Origin of the sequence: Borreliella chilensis (genome assembly GCA_000808095.1) — a bacterium.
GTDB lineage: Bacteria > Spirochaetota > Spirochaetia > Borreliales > Borreliaceae > Borreliella > Borreliella chilensis.
This window is the reverse complement of record CP009910.1, coordinates 66,338-86,338: the sequence shown is the minus strand read 5'-3', so window position 1 is coordinate 86,338 and position 20,001 is coordinate 66,338. Positions and strand designations below refer to the sequence as shown.

Annotated in this window: 18 protein-coding genes; 6 read left to right on the top strand and 12 right to left on the bottom strand. The window is 26.6% G+C overall.

From position 1 onward, the window contains the following. The first annotated feature begins 7 nt into the window (after positions 1-7). The 4 genes from OY14_00435 (at position 8) to ldh (ending at position 4,388) form a co-directional block, all read left to right on the top strand. Positions 8-442 (top strand): ATP synthase subunit K, encoded by a 435-nt coding sequence (locus OY14_00435; protein AJA89937.1) that lies wholly within the window; start codon positions 8-10, stop codon positions 440-442. A gap of 54 nt (positions 443-496) precedes the next feature. After that, positions 497-1,477 (top strand): hypothetical protein, encoded by a 981-nt coding sequence (locus OY14_00430; GenBank protein AJA89936.1) that lies wholly within the window; start codon positions 497-499, stop codon positions 1,475-1,477. 149 nt (positions 1,478-1,626) lie between these two features. Continuing rightward, complete coding sequence (locus OY14_00425) at positions 1,627-3,306, top strand: elongation factor 4 (GenBank protein AJA89935.1); 1,680 nt, start codon at positions 1,627-1,629, stop codon at positions 3,304-3,306. A 131-nt stretch (positions 3,307-3,437) separates the two neighbouring features. After that, positions 3,438-4,388, top strand: a complete 951-nt coding sequence (gene ldh / locus OY14_00420; GenBank protein AJA89934.1) for a lactate dehydrogenase — start codon at positions 3,438-3,440, stop codon at positions 4,386-4,388. Positions 4,389-4,415: 27 nt separating this feature from the next. Here ldh and OY14_00415 read toward each other — a convergent pair whose 3' ends face one another. The 3 genes from OY14_00415 to OY14_00405 all read right to left on the bottom strand — a co-directional run bounded on the left by OY14_00415 (position 4,416) and on the right by OY14_00405 (position 7,792). Further along, a complete protein-coding gene (locus OY14_00415; protein AJA89933.1) occupies positions 4,416-5,951 on the bottom strand; it encodes a magnesium chelatase in 1,536 nt (511 codons plus the stop codon). Beyond that, on the bottom strand, positions 5,948-6,376 hold the full coding sequence (locus OY14_00410; GenBank protein AJA89932.1) for a hypothetical protein: 429 nt from the start codon (positions 6,374-6,376) through the stop codon (positions 5,948-5,950). The genes OY14_00415 and OY14_00410 overlap by 4 nt, the downstream gene beginning before the upstream one ends. A gap of 147 nt (positions 6,377-6,523) precedes the next feature. Next, a complete protein-coding gene (locus OY14_00405; protein AJA89931.1) occupies positions 6,524-7,792 on the bottom strand; it encodes a cysteine desulfurase in 1,269 nt (422 codons plus the stop codon). A 143-nt stretch (positions 7,793-7,935) separates the two neighbouring features. On the opposite strand from OY14_00405, the gene OY14_00400 reads away from it, so the two are divergent. Then, the gene (locus OY14_00400; GenBank protein ID AJA89930.1) at positions 7,936-8,253 is read left to right on the top strand and encodes a hypothetical protein; all 318 of its coding nucleotides are present in this window, start codon (positions 7,936-7,938) and stop codon (positions 8,251-8,253) included. Beyond that, on the top strand, positions 8,246-9,535 hold the full coding sequence (locus tag OY14_00395; protein AJA89929.1) for a hypothetical protein: 1,290 nt from the start codon (positions 8,246-8,248) through the stop codon (positions 9,533-9,535). The genes OY14_00400 and OY14_00395 overlap by 8 nt, the downstream gene beginning before the upstream one ends. Before the next feature lie 10 nt (positions 9,536-9,545). On the opposite strand, the gene OY14_00390 is transcribed toward OY14_00395, so the two are convergent. The 9 genes from OY14_00390 to OY14_00350 are packed head-to-tail and all read right to left on the bottom strand — an operon-like array spanning position 9,546 to position 20,001. After that, positions 9,546-10,799 carry an ABC transporter permease gene (locus OY14_00390; GenBank protein ID AJA89928.1) on the bottom strand — a complete coding sequence of 418 codons (1,254 nt, stop codon included), beginning with the start codon at positions 10,797-10,799 and terminating at the stop codon, positions 9,546-9,548. Beyond that, the gene (locus OY14_00385) at positions 10,796-11,479 is read right to left on the bottom strand and encodes an ABC transporter ATP-binding protein (GenBank protein AJA89927.1); all 684 of its coding nucleotides are present in this window, start codon (positions 11,477-11,479) and stop codon (positions 10,796-10,798) included. Before OY14_00385 ends, OY14_00390 begins: the two co-directional genes overlap by 4 nt. Before the next feature lies 1 nt (position 11,480). After that, complete coding sequence (locus OY14_00380; protein AJA89926.1) at positions 11,481-12,734, bottom strand: permease; 1,254 nt, start codon at positions 12,732-12,734, stop codon at positions 11,481-11,483. Continuing rightward, on the bottom strand, positions 12,735-13,763 hold the full coding sequence (locus OY14_00375) for a hypothetical protein (GenBank protein AJA89925.1): 1,029 nt from the start codon (positions 13,761-13,763) through the stop codon (positions 12,735-12,737). It lies immediately after the preceding gene. Beyond that, entirely contained in the window at positions 13,760-14,605 is an 846-nt protein-coding gene (locus tag OY14_00370) for a cell division protein FtsY (GenBank protein AJA89924.1), read from the bottom strand. The genes OY14_00375 and OY14_00370 overlap by 4 nt, the downstream gene beginning before the upstream one ends. 36 nt (positions 14,606-14,641) lie before the next feature. Next, the gene (locus tag OY14_00365; GenBank protein ID AJA89923.1) at positions 14,642-16,051 is read right to left on the bottom strand and encodes a hypothetical protein; all 1,410 of its coding nucleotides are present in this window, start codon (positions 16,049-16,051) and stop codon (positions 14,642-14,644) included. Next, complete coding sequence (locus OY14_00360) at positions 16,033-17,076, bottom strand: peptide chain release factor 2 (protein AJA89922.1); 1,044 nt, start codon at positions 17,074-17,076, stop codon at positions 16,033-16,035. The genes OY14_00365 and OY14_00360 overlap by 19 nt, the downstream gene beginning before the upstream one ends. A gap of 49 nt (positions 17,077-17,125) precedes the next feature. After that, positions 17,126-17,686, bottom strand: a complete 561-nt coding sequence (locus OY14_00355) for a hypothetical protein (GenBank protein ID AJA89921.1) — start codon at positions 17,684-17,686, stop codon at positions 17,126-17,128. Further along, on the bottom strand, positions 17,683-20,001 hold the full coding sequence (locus tag OY14_00350; GenBank protein ID AJA89920.1) for a membrane protein: 2,319 nt from the start codon (positions 19,999-20,001) through the stop codon (positions 17,683-17,685). Before OY14_00350 ends, OY14_00355 begins: the two co-directional genes overlap by 4 nt.

The following is a 20,001-nucleotide window of genomic DNA, read 5'->3' as shown; positions in this document are numbered from 1 at the left end:
AGTACTTATGGATATAGGTTTAATAGGAGTTAATTCAGCTTTGACAATCTCAGCAATAGGTTCGGCGTTGGGTATGGGGGCAGCAGGTAGTGCTGCTATTGGAGCATGGAAGAGATGTTATATGCAAGGGAAACCAGCGCCATTTTTATTGATTGTTTTTGTTTCAGCGCCATTGACTCAGATAATATATGGATATATTTTAATGAATACTTTATCTGAGGTGATGATGCAGACAAATCCATGGTTATTGCTTGGAGCTGGTCTTGGTGGTGGGTTTGCAATTGCTGTTTCTGGGTTTGCACAGGGTAAAGCAGCAGCAGGTGCTTGTGACGCTTTTTCTGAGACTGGAAAAGGATTCGCCACATATCTTTTGGTTTTAGGATTAATAGAATCTGTTGCTCTATTTGTAATGGTGTTTTTAATGATATTTAAGTTTGTTTAATTTTGATATTAATTTTTCTCGTAATTTATGGGTTAATTTAATATATTTATTATTATGAGAAATTTGGTTTTATTTTTTCTTGTTCTACCTTTTTCTATTTCTTTAAGTTCTTTAAGCAATAAGAATTTTCCTTATTGGATTTTGCTTGAAAAGGGTAGGCAATTTCTTTACTCTAAATCTGAATTTAGTAAATCTAGTCTTACAGATGCTATTAATTATTTACAGGAAGCTTTGCTTAGAAAAGGCGTTTATCCTGAGGCCAGTTATTATTTATCAGTAGCTTATGGAATGTCCGGCAATGCTGTTCTTGAAAAATTGAACCTTTACAAGGCTTTTGAAGATAAAGATTATTTACTAGATGGATCTTTTGAAAAAAAAATACTTTTTTCTTTAGCCAAAATGGCCGAACTTGAGAATAATTATGTTGATACAATTGATTATTTAAATAATATATTAAATAAGTTTTCAACTAAAAAAGATTATTATAGTTATCATGATTATTCTAATAATGAAAATAGTGCGTCAAATAATAAATTTAATATTTCATTTTATCTAACTTCTTATTTAAAACAAGTAAGAGGAGCTTTTGGTATTGATTTTACTTTTAATCTTTATAGATTTAAGAACTACAATGTTATTGATACTCACCAATTATTGTCAAAAGTTTATTTGCGTTTGGGAGCTTATGAACTTTCAATTACTCATGGACTTATAGCTGCAGTAGGAATTTTAACAAGAATGTATGATTATGTTTGTTATTATGAACCTGTTTATCAGTTTAGAAATTTAAGGTCTTTTGTTAAAAAAATTAATGAGTATAAGGCAATTAAAAATGCTTTTGAATCTACAGATTTCTGGGAAATAGTTTATAATATTGCTGTTGCTACTTATACATATTCTAATGGTGATTATAGATTTAGAGCAATAGATACCTGGAAATTAGTGGTAGATCTTGCGCCAAGATTTTCTCCTTATATTGCAAAATCAAGAAGTCAAATTAAAAATTCTGTATTTAAGAAAAATATACGTTTTTAAAGCTTGATTTGTAATTTAGGAGGGTCAGTATTAGTATTCGTAAGAAAAATTTTTGCATTATTGCACACATTGATCATGGTAAATCGACATTAGCTGATCGATTTATTCAAAAGGCTAAAATAATATCTGATCGTGATTTTAAAAGTCAAATGCTTGACAGTATGGATATTGAGCGAGAAAGGGGGATTACAATAAAAAGCCAGGCAGTGACAATTACTTATAAGAGTAATGATGGTGAGCTTTATGAGTTAAATTTTGTTGATACCCCAGGCCATGTTGATTTTTCTTATGAAGTATCAAGAGCAATTTCATCTTGTGAGGGTGCTCTTTTGTTGATTGATGCAAGCCAGGGAGTACAAGCTCAAACAGTTTCTAATTTTTATATGGCTTTTGAGCATGATTTGGAAATTATTCCTGTTATTAATAAAATAGATCTTCCAAATGCTAATATTGATTTTGTAAAAAAGCAAATAAAAAATGATTTAGGGTTAAACGAGGAAATTGCTATTTCGATTTCTGCTAAGAATGGAGTAGGGATTGATGATTTGCTTGAAGCTATTTGTAAGTATGTTCCATCCCCCAGAGGAAGTGTTAAAGATCCGTTAAGAGCATTAATTTTTGATTCACATTATGATTCTTATAGAGGAGTTATTGTTCATTTTAGGATTTTTGAAGGGCAAATCAAAACAGGCGATAAGATTAGATTAATGCATACTGATAGCAATTATTTGATTGAGGAAATTGGGGTTTTTAAAATATTGCTTGAAAAAAAAGATAGGTTAGAAGCAGGGGATGTTGGATATTTTATTGCAGGAATAAAAAATATATCAGATGTTAAGATTGGAGATACTGTAACTCTTTATGATTGTCCTGCATTATCCCCACTTGAGGGGTTTAAAGAAGTTAAGCCTGTAGTGTTTTCTTCGGTGTATCCTGTTGATGCTAATCAATATGACGATCTTTTAAAGGCAATGGATAGATTAAAGCTTAATGATGCATCTTTAACATTTGAAAAAGATTCATCATCGGCTCTTGGGCATGGTTTTAAATGCGGATTTCTTGGACTTTTGCATTTGGAGGTTATTCAAGAACGTATTGAGCGTGAATTTGATTTAAATGTAATATTGACTTCTCCTTCTGTTAGATACAAAATTATTCCTAAAAAGGGTAAATCTTATTATATTGAAAGTCCTGAGCAATTTCCTGGAAATGAAGTTATTGAAAATGTTCTTGAACCTTATATTAGAGCCAATATTATTGTTCCTACAGAATTTTTAGGAAATATTATGAGTGTATGTTTGTTGAAAAGAGGAGTACAGACAAATTTAATTTATCTTGATACTAAGCGCGTTGAACTTATTTATAAAATGCCTCTTTCTGAAATACTTTTTGATTTTTATGATAAGATCAAATCTGTGAGTCGCGGATATGCGTCTTTTGACTATGAGCTTTTAGATTATGAGCATACAGACTTAGTAAGATTAGATATATTAGTTAATGGTGATAGAGTTGATGCACTTTCTCAATTGGTTTTTAAAGATAGTGCAAGAATTAAAGCTACAGGGATTTGTAAAAAGTTAAAAGATGAAATAGCAAGGCAACAATTTAAAATAGCTATTCAAGGTGCTATTGGCTCTAACGTTATTGCTAGAGAGACAATTTCTCCTGTTAGAAAAGATGTTACTGCCAAGTGTTATGGTGGCGATATTACTCGTAAGCGAAAACTTTTAGAAAAGCAAAAAGAAGGTAAAAAGCGAATGAAGATGGTAGGAAATGTTGAAATTCCACAAAGTGCTTTTCTAGCAGTTTTGAAGTCTAATGATAGTTAAATGTATTTTTAATTTTTGAAGGTATTTGGTTGGCAAAGCCTTTAAAAATACGATAAAATATTTTTATTAAATAATTATTATTAATTATTTAAAATTAGTTTTATGTAGTTTAAATTTATATGGAGTAATTTATGCTTAAGTCTAATAAAGTTGTTCTTATTGGAGCTGGTGGGGTAGGCGCAAGTTTTGCTTATGCTTTGACAATAGACAATTCACTTGTACATGAACTTGTAATTATCGATGTTAATGAGAATAAGGCAAAAGGTGAGGTTATGGACCTCAATCATGGGCAAATGTTTTTAAAAAAGAATATTGATGTAGTGTTTGGGGCTTACAAAGATTGTGCTGATGCAGATATTGTTGTAATTACAGCAGGGCTTAATCAAAAACCTGGTGAAACAAGGCTTGATTTGGTTGGTAAGAATTCAAAAATTTTTAAAGATATTGTAACGAATGTTGTGGCTAGCGGTTTTGATGGTATTTTTGTCATTGCAAGTAATCCTGTAGACATTATGACTTATGTTACAATGAAGTATTCTAAATTTCCTATTCATAAGGTTATTGGTACTGGTACTATTCTTGATACTTCAAGACTTAGATATTTTTTAAGTGATCGGTTTAGTGTAAATACACAAAATATACATTCATATATTATGGGTGAGCACGGTGATAGTTCTTTTGCTACTTGGGATGAAACAAAAATAGCAATGAAGCCTTTGTCAGAATATCTTGCTGAAGGGAAAATAACTGAGTTAGAGCTTGATGAAATTCATAAAAAGGTAGTAAATGCTGCTTATGAGGTAATTAAATTTAAGGGGGCAACTTATTATGCTATTGGGCTTGGTATTAAGAATATTGTAAATGCAATAATTGGGGATCAGAATATTATTCTGCCAATATCTTCTTACATTAATGGTCAGTATGGAGGATTAATTAAAGATATTTATATTGGAGCACCTGCTATAGTTTGTAAAGAAGGGGTAAAAGAAGTTTTAAACTTTAAAATAAGCCCTAAAGAGCTTGAGAGGTTTAACAATTCTGCTAATCAGCTTAAAAGTTATATTGATAAAATAGAATTTTAGTTTTGAGACCCCAATATTTAGGGGTTTTTATTTTTCAAGCAAATTTTCTCCATTTTTTCTGTGCCCAATTGCCTCAAGTAAGGATTCTCTTGAAATATTTTCTTCTTCCTTTAAGTCTGAGATTGTTCTTGCAATTTTTAGTATTGAATGTGTTGCTCTTGAGGATATATTAAGTTTGTTTAAAATGTAAATCAAGTCATTTTTTAGAATCGCATTTAATTCGCAAAATTTTTCAATGTGATCAGGATTAAGATCAGAATTTTTATTTATGTTTGCAAAATTTTTGTATCTTCTACTTTGAATATTTCTTGCTTTTATTATTCTTTGTTTTATTTCGCTTGAACTTTCGCTTGTTTCGTTGAGTAATTTCTCATTATTGATTGTTCTTGTTGGAACCCTAATATCAATTCTATCAAGCATTGCAGCTCCAAGTTTTTTCCAATAATTTGAAATTTCTTGTTGTGAGCAAAAACAATCTGTATTTTTTTTGCCAAGGTTCCCACAAGGGCAAAGATTCATTGCAAGCATTAGTTGAAAATTAGCAGGGTATTTGAATAATTTGGAACTTGCTCTTGAGATTGAAATTGATTTGTCTTCAATAGGCTCACGTAAAGATTGTAAGATAGATTTTTTAAATTCTAAAGCTTCATCTAGGAACAATACTCCATTGTGCGCAAGAGACACTTCTCCAGGTAAGGGATTAGGCCCCCCTCCAATTATTCCTTCTTTACTAGCAGTATGGTGAGGATTTCTAAAAGGTCTTTGTTTTATTATTTTTTTCTCTATTAATTTTCCTGATATTGACCATATTTTGTTTGTTTCTATCATCTCTTTGTTTGTAAGCGGAGGAAGAATAGATTGAACGCATTTAAGACTAAGTGTTTTTCCACTTCCAGGTGGTCCAAATAGCATGATGTTATGCCCACCGGCAATTGCTATTTCAATTGCTCTTTTTGCTCTTTGTTGTCCTTTTATATTTTTAAAGTCATAATCTAAAATACAATCTTTTTCAACTGTTTTTTGTGGTTTAATATTTGTTTTTGGGGGGAGTATGTTATCATTTAATTGTTCTATTATATTTATAGTTTCTTTTAAGTCTTTAACACCCCAAATATTCAAATCATTTATTAGATAAGCTTCTTCTAAATTTTCAAAAGGAACTATTGCAAATTTTATTTCCTTTTCTTTAGCAAGAGCAATGGCTGGTAAAACGGCTTTTATTGATCTTATTTTGCCATCTAATTGCAACTCTCCTAATATTAAGATTTCCAAATTTTTATTATTTTTATCTTCTTCGATTTTAATGATGCTAATTGCAATTGAAAGGTCAAGAGCTGTTCCAATTTTTCTAATTCCAGCTGGTGCAAGATTTATTAATATTCTATCTTTAGGAAAATGAAAATTTGAATTTTTGATAGCAGATTTTACCCTTTCTCTTGATTCTTTAATTTCGCTTCCAGCAAGCCCTACGATATCAATTCCAGAAATTCCTTTTTTGATATCTATTTCAATCTCAATTAGTTCTCCATCATATCCGATTGATGAGTGTGAGTAGATTTTCATTTAATAGTTCTCCCCAATATGACATAGCTTTCTAAGCTATCTTTTAATGCTTTGTATGGTAGTAAAAAACAGTCTTTTCTATTTGTGTTTTTGAATGTATTAAAAATTTTTAAACTTGCATCAATTTCGTCTAGATTTTCAAAATCATTATTTATTATTTTTTGTACCAAGTTTAGTATTTCAGATTTTGATTTGCCATTACACAATTTGTTTAAAGTGTTGGCACTTGCAAGTAAGATCATGCATCCGGATGCATGATGTTTTAAATTGAATTTTCCGCTGTTTGCTTCTTTTATTTGGAATGAAATTTGATCTCCACATTTAGATTGATGGTTAAAGTTTTGGTTTGCTTCTGCTTTATGTATTATGTATTTATTTATTTTGCTAAGCTTTATTAATTCTCTTTTAATTTTTTCTGTGAGCATAATTTAATTTTATTTTCTTTGATTTATTAAATCAATATAAAAAATAATATGGAGATTTTTTAAATAAAAAATTTTAAGAATACAATTAAAGTTAATCAAAGAGAAAGATTTTGATTAACTTTGTTAATATGTTTGTTATTTCAATTTTCAGGAAAGTTCTTTTATTACTTTTTTTAATCCTGATATGAAAATATCAATTTCTTCTTGTGTGTTATAAAAATAAAAACTAATTCTTAGGAGATGGTTTTTATTTAAATTTTCTGGGAAAAATGCTACATAAGAACAAGTTTTTCCAGCTCGAGTCGCTATTCCCATTGTATCTAGACATGTTTCAATATCGTGTGAGTGAATATTTTTTACTGTAAATGATATTATTGAATTTCTTTTAAGATTTTTATTTAGCAAAAATTCAACTTCATCAAGTTCTTGTAATTTTTTTATCCCATATTCGATTAATTGCTGATCATGTTCTAAAATAAAATCCATAGAGATGTTATTGATGTATTTTATTGCCTCTCCAAGTCCAATAATTCCTGCAATATTTGGAGTTCCTGATTCAAACTTATTAGGAGCATCAAGAGATTTAAATTCAATTTTTTTATTTTCTATGTATATTTTTTCTACTGTATTTCCTCCTAATTTCGAGCTATTAAGCTTTTCAATCATGTTATTTGAAATATATAAAATTCCTATTCCTGTTGGAGCAAGCATTTTATGTCCAGAAAATACCAAAAAGTCGCAACCAATTTTTTTAACATCTATTTTTATATGAGGTGCCATTTGTGCAGCATCTATAAAAAGACTTATATTGTATTTTTTCGCAATTTTACCAATAGATTCTAAATCATTAATTGTGCCCAAGGTATTATTTATTCCTGATATACTGATAAGTTTTGTTTTTTCTGTAATAAGTTTTTCAATTTCTTCAGGATTAATAATTCCCATTTCATTGAATTTGGCAATCTTAATTGTTAGATTAGCTAATTTTGCAAGATTTGCCCATGGTAGCAAATTACTATTATGTTCAAGAGCTGTAAGAATAATTTCATCTTTTTTTTTAAAGTATTTTGAGTAAAAAAATGAGTTTGCAATGGTATTAATGCCATCTGTAGTTCCAGAGTTAAATATTATATTTTTTGAAGATTCTGAATTAATGAAATTTTTTACAAGCTCTCTTGTTTTTTCTATTTTTATGCTAGCTTGAATTGCAAACTTGTGGCCGCTTCTATGTACATTTGAGTTGTAATTTTCATAATATTCAACACCAGAATAAATTACAGTTTTGGGTTTTTGAGAAGTTGCGGCATTGTCAAAATAAATTATATGTTTATTGTCAAGCAATTTATTTAAAATAGGAAAATCTTTTCTTAAAAGCGCAACCTTCTCAGCATTGCTTTTTATTTGTTTGAAGTTCATAATCCCCAAAAGTTCCTTTGTTTCGAGTTTTAGTTTTTAATTATTATAGCATTATTTTTTATTTCATAAAAAAAGTTTAAATTATTTTTTTGTATAAATTTTGTTTATTGGCTATGTTTTTTGATTATGATATACTCGTTTATATGAAAGAAATAATTTATAGGTTTGAAAAAGCTGAAGATTATAAATTGGTTCCTATTAATAATATTTATGGTAGTGTGACTAGTACAGGAGAGATTTTTTGTGATCTTGTTTTTGAGTCTACAGAAATTTCTGAAGAGATTGCTTATACAAAAACCAAAGAAGGCGTTTTAGAAGAGGCTTCAAAAGAACTTAAGAATGGAGAGGGGAAAATAGTATTAATTAACTCTTTTATAGGAATTTCTGTTACAAAGACTACGGCTAGGAATATTGCTTATTGGCTTTTAAAAAAAGTTGATGAATTAGAAGATAATGAATAGCAAAACATCTGAAGATAGAATTAAGATTTATTTATCAAAACTTAGGAAACATAGAAATAAAGTTTTAAGCAAAAAGAGTATAAAAAATATTATTGAAAGATCAGATATTTCTGATAATGATATTGAAAATATGGAGCTTCATTTTAAAAGAACTTATGCGAGAGTCAAAAGATCTTTTAAAATGGGCAAGATAGATTTTGCTTTTAGAGAGCTTGAATCTATCTATTTGTATTCTCTTCACGATAAATCAATCTTTAGTTTATTTTTTTTTCTTTTTAAAGATATTACTGATAAGGTAAATACTAAAGAATCTAAAAAAAAAATGGTCCATGTAAGTTTACAAGCAAAAGAATTTGGAATAAGAAATGATTTAGATTTAATCGATTATTATGAATCTAAAAAATTTAAGAATAGGATATTAATATTAACTTTAAGTTCTATCTTGATATTTTTTATTTCTTTTATTACTTATAGATCCTTTCATACTTTTGTTGGTGGGAATGGGAAAATGGTTTTAGAAGATAAAATAACGTCTCTTTCTACATTTCAAGGTCTTCCGCCTATTACCATGGCTACTGATTTAGTAGTTGAAGCTGTTAATCTTATTTCAAGCTCTAAAGACTTATATTACACAGAAATAGAGGATGCTAAAGTTTTAGTGTTTGAGGATGCCCATTTGTATCAACTTAAAGCGGGGATTGTTTCTAAAGTTCATCCTGTTAAAAAGATTTCTTACAGAGTTACGGTTTACGATGATCTTGGTAAGTCTATTTTTAATCAGGTTTTTGACAAAGAAAGTGATTTTCCTGCAAAATGGGGTAAAAATGTTTATATTCCAATTGATGTTATATCAAATATTCCAAGGACCATTAATGCTAATCCTAAAAAAATAGTTTTAGATATTATTGAGCTTGATTTTTTTGAGAATGTTGATGATAAAAATGGTGTAAGCCTTGATTCAGATTCTTTTATATTAGAATTTAAATATATTGGAAATCATTTTAAAAAGTCTTTTGGAATTTGTGAGGCAAATACTGTAATAGAAGTGTTCAATTCTTCAAAAGATATTATTAAAAATCTGGAGATTGAAATTAGTTATGTTGATAAGGAAGATAGAATTATTAGATCTTTGAGACGAAAATTAATCTCTTCTGCCAATTCTTTTTTAAAATCTAAATCTAAGCAAAGTTTCACAATTAGTACGATTTTCCCAAATGAGATTTATCCTACAATTGAAAAGGATTTTTTAGCTATTAAAATTAATAACGTGATGATTAAATAGAATTTTTAAACTATTTTAAGATTTCTTTTTCTTTTAGATTTGAGATAATGTTAAGCGGAATTAGTGTAGTTAAAATACTTATTAACATATACAAACCAAGAAGTGTTAAGCTGAAGCTTAAGCTTAAATGTATTTGAAGTTCAGATACGTAATATTCTGAGTTTAATATTTCAGAATTTTCTTCTCCTAGTATTTTTAGAAAAAAGTTTAAAACATTATCAATAAAGTTTATTAAATAAGATATTTTAAGTGTTAGGTAGTTGCCAATTATTATTCCAATTCCACAAAAAGTAGTGCTTAATGTAAGTGATATCAAAAGAAATATTATTTTTAAGTTTAAGTTATTCATTCCAATCGATTTTAGTATTGCAATTTTCTTTTTATTTTCAAAAATTAGCATTGAAAGAGATGAGGATATGTTGATGCTTGCAAATATTATAATCAAAGCCATAATGAATATTAAAAGTTTTTTACTTATATCTAGATTATTGTATTTGTTTAAGTAAAGTTCATAGAATGTTTTTATTTGGAATTCTTGAAATTCAGTTTCTAGATTCTGTTTCAAGATTTCAATTTTGTTTCTGGAATTGGAATTTGTTTTAAATCCAATTATGCTTTTTGAAAATTGTTTTGACATTAAATTTTCGTTTTCAAAAGAAATTAATACCAAATTTTTATCAATATCTTGTAGTCCAGTTTCAATTATTCCTGATATGTTAAATTTTCTTATTCTGGGTATTATTTTATTGTTTTTTGTATTTGGAATCAAAATGTCAATTTTTTCATTTAGATTTAAATTAAGTTTATTTTTTATTTGGTTTGAAATCAATATAGAATTCTTTTTTAAATTTTTAGTACCTTTTATTAATTTTATTGATTTATTTTCCAATGTGAATACGTTTTCTATTGCTCTTATTAATACACCTTGTTTTTTATTATTCCCAATAATTCCGTAAGTTCTTTTTTCAAAAAAATAATTTAAATCTTTGTAATTATATTTTTTTTTAAATGAACTTAATCTGTTTTTTAGGGAAAGAGTTTTATTTGTGTCGTTGTATTCTATTTGTATAGAAAATCCTTCGCTTTCAATATATTTGTTAATAGTGGAGCTCATAATATTGCTAGACATATAGTATACAATAATTAATGGGACCATTACTAAGCTTAATGATATTCCAGAGCCTATTAAAGCTTTTTTATTTGTTGAATTTTTAAAAATTATGTAAGCAATTTTTGTAATTTCTGTTAGCTTTAAAAGCATCATATTCTTTTTAACGTCCTGTTTTTAAATTCATATTTTGAATCTGCTTTGTTTGCGAATTTTGGGTTATGGCTAACTAGTATTAAGGTTTTTTTTAAATTTTTTGCTGTATTGATAAGGAGATTTTCTACAGTTTTAGCTGTCATTAAGTCTAAATTTCCTGTAGGTTCATCGCATAAAATTATATTAGGCTCATTGATTAATGCTCTGGCAATAGCAACCCTTTGTGATTCACCCCCTGAGAGTTCTGAAGGGTAATGGTTTGCTCTGTTTTCTATTTTTAGTATTTGCATTAAATCCAGAGCTTTTTTATTTATTGTTTCTTTTGTTTGTTGGCCTGAGATAATTTGAGGTAGAATTATGTTTTCAATTACGTTAAACTCATTTATTAAATTATAATTTTGGAATACTAAACCTATTTGTTTGTTTTTATACAAACTTAATATTTTTTCATTTGCATTTTTCAAAGATACTCCACATGATATTATCTCTCCAGAGTCTATTTTATCTATTCCCGAGATCATATTAAAAAGAGTTGATTTTCCGCAACCACTTTTTCCTTGAATTGAAATAAATTCACCTTTTGTTACAATTAGGTTTAAATTTTCTATTATTTGAATTTTTGTTTTTTTATTTTTTTTGTATGCTTTGCAAAGATTTTGTATAGTTAGTATATTTTCCATTTTACGATCCATTTATAGTTTCAATGTTTTTTTGGTTTCCAATTTTTTTTGTTGCTTTTACGCTTGAATATATTGTAGAAAAACAAGCAAAGGAGAAAGTAAATGCTAAATCACTTAGAAATAATTTAGGGGTAATTGCGCTTTTTACTATTTGTATTTTAATTGTATCTATTTCTAAGTCTAATATTTGATTTAAAAAATTTATTAAAGTATTCACCAGACTGTCAATTGTTTTTAAAATTTCATTTATATTCAAAGAAATTGAAATTCCTAGTATCAAGCCAAGAAGTCCTCCTATAGTGCAGATTATTATTGAGTGGATCAAAAAAATTTGTTTTATTTTTTTGCTTCTAAGACCCACGGCTAATAGTATTAAAATGGCTTTATTTTTGTTTATTATTACTCTTTTTTGCAGATAATACGCATTAACAGCAATGACAATGAAAATGCTTGCTAAAATAATCAACATTGTATTTCGTTCTATTTTCAATGTTTTATAGAACTCTTTATTGTATTCATTCCAGGTTTTTACTTTAATTTTAGGATTAATAGCTGTGATTTTGCCAATTAATTTGCTACTTGGATTTAGATTTGTTGTTTTTACTTGGTAATTAATACTAGAATTATGCAAAATTTTATTTTTAATAAAATAGTCTATATTCATAAAAATTAAAGTTTCATTTATTTTTGCATAACTACTTTTAAAAATTGATTTTATTTGAAATTTTTTTATATCATTTTCTACTGATGTAAAGTTTTTTATTTCATCGGCGATTATTAATCTTAAGGTTTCATTTTCAAATAGGTTTAAATTGTAAGAGAGTACATTTCCAATAATGATTTCATTGTCTTTAATCTCAAGTTCATCTTTTTTAAGTCCTGTAAACGAAATAAAATTTTGGTCGTTTTTAAGATCTTTAATATCAATTGCAATAATATTCAAAATAGTTGGATAATAATAATTTTGAATTCCAATGCCCTGTGTTTCATATATTTTATTTATATGTTTTATTCCTTTAATTTTTTTAATTTCTTTGATTTCTTCTTGTGTGAGTTCATTTTCTATTTTTAAATTTCCACTTTCTACATTTGTAATGCTAAGGAAAAAATCGTTTTGAAAACCATTCATGATTGATATTGTTAAAATAATTATTATTTCACCTAAGGCAATACTTAATATTATTACAATTGTGAGAGCTAAACTATTTTTTTCTCCTAGTATTAACCTTTTAAGCAAAAATTTTCTTATATTCATTTAATTTGTTCCTATTGGTTTTTCTTCGGTAATTTTTCCATTCTTATGTTTTATTCTGAGAGCTGGTTTTTTATTGTAGTATATTTCTTCTTCATATTCATTATCATTGTAGTATTCAGTTTTTAGATAAATTATGTCGTTTTCATAAATTTTTTTGCTTTTTAATTGATTGTCTTGGTTATATTCGTATTCAATTTTAGTATTGATGTATTTATCTTTATCCTTTTCTTTAGTATTTTGAAAAATTATCATATCATATGAGTTATATTGAAAATCATTAATTTTTATCAGTTCATTATCTTTGTATATTTCCTCTTTAATGAGGTTGTTTTTCTGGTAAGTAGAGACAATTTTTGTAGTTTCTTCTTCAAAGGTATTTACTGTTTTTTGTTCATCTAGATATTGATTTTTTTCTTTAGATTTTATTTTATTATTAACAAGTATTATGCTGTTTGAATTTCTTTTCTTGTCATCGTAGTTTATTACTTTTGTTGTTGATTTTTTTATATCAAAATATGTGGATTTTATGTCGCCATTAATTCCATAGTTCCAAATTTGAAAATTTGAGCCTGTTATTTTTAGTAATTTACCATTTTCGTCTTTGGAATAATGTATTGATTTTGAATTTTGGTTTATTGTTTTTAAATCTTTGGATATTAGGTTGCCGTTTTCATAAAAGTAATTAGCTGTTTCAAGGATTTTTCCGTTATTATTATATTCTATTTCTTGTATTTTATTATTTAAATTGTCATAAATTTCTTCTTTTCTTTTTGTAATTTTTGCATCGTAATATGTTATTTTTGTTGTGTTTTCTATGATTTGGAGTGTCTTGTATTTTATTAGATTATTTTCTTTGTACAAGTAAAGTTTTTCGGTATCATCAATATAATGATATTCAATGTAATACCCTGTTTTTGGTTTTTCGCTTAATTTTTGGTATTTATTGAAAAACACATCAGATGCAAAATAGCTTTTTGCATAAATAATTTGGGGTATGAATATAATGAGTATTAATTGGATTTTTTTCATAGCAATTTATTAAGATATTCATTGATATCAAATTCTTTAATATCTTCTAGATTTTCTCCAAATGTAGTAAAGTATATAGGTTTTTTAAGAATTTTTGAAATATTTATTATTGCACCTGCCCTGGAAGATGAATCAAGCTTTGTGATTATTATGCCGTCTATTTCTATTGCTTTATTAAAAATTTCTGCTTGACTATTTGTATTTTTTCCAATAGTAGAATCGATCACAAGTAGTTTTTGATAATTGATGTCAGTGTTGTGTATTTGTTTTAAGATCACATTGTTTATTTTTTGAAGCTCTTTTATTAAATTTTCTTTATTTTGTAACCTTCCGGCTGTGTCAATAATTAGTGCGTCATAATTTTTAAGCTTAGCGCTTGAGATGCTGTCGAATATCACAGCTGATGGATCGCTTCCTTGGTTTTGAGATATTATTCTAATTCCGATTTGTTCACCATAAATTTTTATTTGTTCAATTGCAGCTGCTCTGAATGTATCAGCAGCTGATATTAATATATTTTTGCCTTCATTTTTAAATTTATTTGCAAGCTTTGCTATGCTTGATGTTTTTCCAATTCCATTTATGCCAATTATTAACAAAATGTTTAATTTGTTATTTTTTAGAGTAAATTTTTTTGTGTTAATATAATTATTTAAAAGTTCTTTTAATTTTTCAATAATAGTTTTTTCGTTTTCATTTTTGTCTTTTGTTAATTTGTTTATTATTTCTATTACAATGTCATTATTAATATCTGATTCTAAGAGGATGTCTTCTAAATTTTCAATAATATTTTCTTGTTGTTTGCTTTTAAATAATTCTTTTATTTTTGCTAAAATGCCCAAAAGTTTGTTCTCCTATTTTATTATCAAGTGTTAAATTTATTCTCCTAGATTTGCTTCTTTAATATATTCTACTAAATGGGTTATTAACGCAATAAAGCTTCCAATAGTTAGAGTGATTCCTGCTCCAAGAATAAATGTTGCAGTCATTTGTTCTGCTTTTGCCATATATACATCTTCGGATGTTAATCTTTTGTTAATAAAGTGATTTCCAGTTATTTGATAAAGTTGTTCTGCATTGTTAAGTAATGTTCCTGCAAAAATGGTTCCTATTGTGCTTAATGTAAAAATAGCCAAATTAACATAAAATTTATCTCTTGTTTCGCTAAGTCTGTTTTGATTGGTTTTTATCATTTCTATCTCTACTAGTTCTTCTTCTTTATTTATTAACTTGAATTTATCTTTATACCCTTCAGATTTAAGCAAAATGATGTCTTGATTTTCTGGTTTTTCAATTTCAATTGGAGTTTCTCCAATAAATGTGCCTTTTTTAAATACTTTAGATTTTACATTGCTTGTGATCTTTACTTTTTTAGAGATTGTTCTTCTTAAATCAATATTTAATATTATTGAATCTGCATTTTTGACCTTTCTTTTAATAGATTGGCTTTCAAAATTTGTACTTGTGATTTTTATTTCAATTTCTTTGTTTGAAAGCTTGGAAATGTCAAAAATATCGTCGTAGTATATCCCTTTTGAAACAAATTTTTCATTTATATAGATTTTTGCATCCGTGTTATTTTTAACGTTAATATTTATTTTTAAAAATTCTCTACCTAATATTTCTTTAAAACTGTGTTTTGTTATTTTATCTGCAATTTCATAAACAGAAGATGATGTTTTAAATACTTCTTTTTTAGTTTCAATCTTCTCAGGAGTTATATTGCTGATTTCTAGTAAATAGTAATTTTCTATTTTTTTCAGATCAATATAATTAATAAAAAATAATTCTTCTCTTATGAAAAATTCTTTATTTAAATTTAAGATAGTTGGTTGTTCTTCGATTTTTTTATATTTTGCTTTTAGGTTGTTTAAATTGTTGAAATATTTTGCAAATTCTTTTTTCTTTCTGTTAATATTTTGAATATTTTTTTTAAGCTCATCAATTTTGGTTTTTATGTTGTGTTTTTCTTTTGCATTTATTATGTTTTGAAGTTTTTTTTTATCCATTTCTTCTTTTAATTTGCTAATTTCAATCTCTGTTTTTATTATATCTTGATTTATATAAATGCTTTCAATGGTATTCTTGTCATTATTGTTTACAATATGTTCTGTTATTTTGCCGTAGATTTTGTCTAATTGTTTTTCAATTCCTTTTTTAAGATCAATATTTTCTTTCTTAGTATTAATAATGTAAGAAAATTTATATTCGATGTTACTTTGAGAATGTATTGGATATATTTTAAATATTAGTAGTGAAATTATTAGTGTTAGTTTAAACTTTTCCATTTTAAATACTCTTCTATGAAATTATCTATATTGCCATCCATAACTGAAGTGATGTTTGAATTTTCAAATTTTGTTCTGTGATCTTTTACTAAATTGTAAGGTTGAAATACATAAGACCTTATTTGGTTACCCCAAGAGATTTCTTTTTTTGTGTCTTGCTTGGATTTATTTTTTTCATCTTCTTTGTTTTTGTAGTATTCATAAAGTCTTGATTTTAAAACTTTCATTGCCATGTCTTTATTTTTGTGTTGGCTTCGGTCGCTTTGAGATTGAGTTACTATTCCTGTTTCAATGTGGGTTATTCTTACAGCAGAGGATGTTTTGTTGACATGTTGTCCTCCGGCCCCTGATGCTCTATATGTATCAATTCTTATATCTTCTGGTTTAATTATTATTTCGATTTTTTCATCAATAACAGGATCAACAAATACTGATGCAAAAGAGGTATGTCTTTTCTTAGCAGCATCAAATGGAGAAATTCTTATAAGACGATGTATGCCGACTTCACTTTTTAACATTCCATAAGCATATTCACCTTTGACTTCTATTGTAACAGATTTAATTCCGCCTTCTGATTCAAGCAAATCAACAAGTTCTGTTTTATATTTTTTTCTCTCAGCATATCTTGAGTACATTCTGTAAAGCATCGTAACCCAGTCGCATGCTTCAGTGCCTCCAGCTCCAGAATGAATAGTCAAAAAAGCGTTGTTTACGTCTAGTTCTTCTTTAAAGTAAGAAATTGTGAGCAAATCTTTGTACTGTTTTTCAAGTACATTAAATTCGATTTCTAAGCTGCTAGCATCTTTTTCGTTTTCAATAATTTCATACAGATCGCTTAAGTCTTTGATTTTGTTTATCAATTCTTCCCATGGATAAATTTTGCTTTTTAAGATACTTTGGGCTTTAATGACTTCTTGAGCTCTTCTATTATCATTCCAAAAGTTTTTCTGGTTTATTTCTTTTTCGTATTTTTCGATTTCAGCTTGAATTTCTTTTTTGTCAAAGCTTCCTCCAAATGCTTTCAGCTTGTTTTAACAATGTACTTATTTTTTCTTTCATTTTTAGTTCTCGCTATTATTGATTGTATATTAATATAATTATATTTGGAATTAAAGATAAAATAAATATTATAAAAAAATATATTGGTTCGTTTTCCAATATATTGATTTTAGGTTTTTTATCAAAGGTTTTTTTTATTGATGTTATTGCCATTAAAGCTATGAGTATTCCAAGCACAGACAAAATAAGTATTTCTAGTCCTTCAAAAAATCCGTTATTCTTATCAAGTGCAAAAAATGTTATTGCAATTAAGCTGCTATTTGAAAGCATGAAATCGTTTGAATAATTTGATTTTTTGTTGTAAACAATAAATATGTCATTTAGTACTTTAAATGACAATATCAATCCATAAATTAAAATTACATAAAAAATTGGCATTAAGAACAATAAATTGTTTTTTAAAAGCAGTTTGTATAGATAAAATGATATTGAATATATTAATAAAGAAGTAGTTGTTATTATTATGTATTTCTTTATTAAGATTGCATTATTTTTTATTTTTATGTCTTCAAATCCAATAAAGTGTATTAAAGTTAAGTTATTAATAATCAAGCATGTTATCAAGTTATTAATCATAATTTAATTATATCCTTTTCATTTTCTAAAGGAATTTTTAGTGCTTTTTCTTTGTTTGTTTTTAAAAAATGCATTATTTTTTTAATTTTGAAGGTTAAGCTATACTTTTTTATCAAGTTTGAACTTGCTTGTAAGATAAAAATAGATATTATTATCGATAAAGTTTCAAATGGAATAAAGCTTAATGTTAAAAAGTATGCAAATGCTAAGAGTGATCCGTAGAGTATTTGCTCAAATTTGAAGTGGGGTGCTATTTGAACTTCTGTTGCTATTGTAAATATTAAGAGCATTGGAATTGGAGAAATGAGTAGTGTTAACATATCTGAGCTGATGTGGCTTAGAGTTCCTATGTTTTGTGTTGTGTATGAGACTGTCATCAAGCTTATATAAAATGATAGTGGTATTAATTTATTAATTATATATTTGCCAACTATTAACAAGAGTCCAAAATAAAGCAAAATAGGAGATATTTTTTTTTCATTATTAACCCCAAAAAGACTTTCAATATGGAATCTTGTAACAATTATGTTGAAAACGGAAAAAATGTTTTTATTTATAAAGTTTTCAATTGCATCTATTTTTTTACTTTCATATCTTGTGAAGGTATTCAAACTTTTTAAATTTTTTATGTTTGAATTTATGTCAACTATTTTGTTCCAGGTTGGGATTGTTGACATTGGTGCTTTAAGCTCTTCTTGATAGGTTTGCTTAAAACTTAGTGGAAAATTTAATACAAAAAATATAAAAGAAATCAATATGGGGTTTACTAAAAATGCTGATAGTCTGAAAAAGTAAAAGAATACTAAAAAAGTAAATAATAAAGAGGTTATTTTTAGTGCAATTTCTAGGTTTAAAGGTAATATAATGCTTGTCATTAAGGCGCTGTAAACAAAAAAGGACAAACATTTGTAATTAATTTTTAGCATTATTGGAATATAGATTACCACACTGATAAATACTAGTAGTAAAGTGTCTGTCATGAATTTTGTGTTATTTATGAAGGAAAATATTAGGCTAGGCAATAGTGAGAATATGATAGCAAGGTATATATCTTTTAAATTGTTTTCAGTGTATATGACCCCATTTATTAAATTTTCATTTAGAATTTTGCCTTTGATTTCTTTTTGAACTTTATGTATTTCTTCTTCTACTTCTTTGTCTGTATATTTAAAGATTTTTAATTTGCTGTTATCATTTTTTTTTTCATTCTTTAAATATGAGAAAATAATATCTTCCATTTGTAATGCTGAGAAGCTGGATATAAATAACGCCTTAATTTTGTCATATATTGATTTTTTCTTTAATATGGTAAGACTATAAATATCTCTTGTTACTGGTACATTTAATGTCGCAATTTTTATTTTGTTAGCTGGGTTGTTTAAGAAAATTTCATATTTTTTTGTATCAATTTTTTCATTTATTATTTGGCTAAAAGAGGTCCCAAGTTTTACTTTGAGTATTCGATTTTTTATTTTTTTATTTCCATTTATAGCTATAAATTTTTCTTTATAAGGATTATTATTTTTTATGACAAGATTGGCATTGTATAAATCTTCAATATTTGCTAATAAAATGTTTTTATTGGGGTTTATGTCATCTTTTGTATTTTTGTTGTTATATAAAAAGTGCATTATCATTTCGTGATTTGTATAAGGATATGCATTTTCTAAAGATTTAATTTTAATTTTTCTGTTGTTGAAAATATTTAATTTTTCAAATTCTTTTTTCAATTTGCTTTTATTTGATATTATTATTATTTCTTTGAATTTAAATATTTTGTCGATTATTTGGAATCCCGAAAGAATTTCTTCTAATTTTTCTGCCATTAGTGCTTCTGAAATATTTGTAAACACATCTTTTCCGTTTGTTAATAAAATCATTTTGTCTATTTTTTTGCATTTGTTTATGAATTGAAATAATGAATTTTCATTAAACCAAGGAATTCCCAGTTGAATTAATTTTGCTAAAGTTTTTTCTCTTGAGATTTCGTCTTCGATTATTTTTTTTTCGGTTGTTATTTTTCCTTGGAATTTGATTAATGCTGATTTTAATTCCTTACCATCTGGAAAGTTGGCTGTGTATATTTTTTCTACTATTCCAGATATTGGAGAGTATGTGTGTAATTCTATGTTGAAGTTTTTTGATAATATTTGATTTTCTTCTATTTTTTGTTTTTCAATTATATATATTATAGATTTTGAATTTTCTGTTTCAAGAGGTATTAAGGCATATTCAGGTATTTGAATCTCGTCTATGTTTACTCCGTATTTATTATATTTTTTAAAAATTGTTTTTGTTTTTTCTAAGTCTAGCAT